This is a genomic window from Frankia sp. AgKG'84/4 (assembly GCF_023242965.2).
Taxonomy (GTDB): Bacteria; Actinomycetota; Actinomycetes; order Frankiales; family Frankiaceae; genus Frankia.
The window spans coordinates 1-883 of record NZ_JALKFU020000878.1 but is presented as its reverse complement, the minus strand read 5'-3'; the positions used below and the strand labels follow the sequence as shown (position 1 = coordinate 883).

Annotated in this window: 1 protein-coding gene; it reads right to left on the bottom strand. The window is 72.7% G+C overall.

Annotated elements, in window-relative coordinates; all coding sequences use genetic code 11:
• A partial coding sequence (locus MXD58_RS25795; RefSeq protein WP_250610309.1) for an acyl carrier protein occupies positions 1-883 on the bottom strand: 883 nt, incomplete at both ends.

Below are 883 nucleotides of genomic sequence, written 5' to 3'. Positions count from 1 at the left end.
GACGAACAAGCCGTATCCACAGTGACCGCCGGGCCCTCGAACCCAAACACATACGACACCCGGCCGGACGCCACGCTTCCCATCCCGCCGGTCCCGGTGAGGCCTTCGAGCTCCGGGGGCACCGGGCCACCCGAGCCGTAGCCCTGGCCCATCACACCGGAGTACACGCCGACGTCACTGCCCCGCAGCGCGGCCGGATCGATGCCGGCCCGTTCGAGGGCCTCCCACGAGACCTCCAGTAGCAGCCGCTGCTGCGGATCCATCGCCAGCGCTTCACGCGGCGAGATTCCGAAGAACGCCGCGTCGAACAGTCCAGCCTCGTGCAGAAAACCACCCCGGTCGACATACGACGTCCCGAGCCGGTCGGGATCGGGGTCGAACAGGCCGTCGAGGTCCCAGCCCCGGTCCACCGGGAAACCACCCACACCGTCCCGGCCCTCGCTGAGGAGCTGCCACAGATCCACGGGCGAGCCCACCCCACCCGGCAACCGGCAGGCCATCCCGACGATCGCGACGGGCTCGGCCGGATCGGCGCCGCCCACGGCGGACCCGGACACCCCGGCACCGACGCGGGCGGCGGGCGCGAACTCGCCGAGCAGGAAGCGGGCCAGCACCACCGGATTCGGATAGTCGAACACCAGCGTCGTCGGCAGTCTGAGCCCGGTCGCCTCCCGCAGCCGGTTGCGCAGCTCCACGGCCGTCAGCGAATCGAAGCCCGCGTCCTTGAACGCCGCCTCCGGCTCGACCTCACCGCCGCCGCCATGACCGAGAACGGCGGCAGCCTGACCGCGGACGAGGTCGATGAGCAGCGCTTCGCGCTCGGGCGGCGCGAGCCCGGCCAGCCGCTCGGTCAGGCCGCCGGCCGACCGGGCCACCCGCCGGC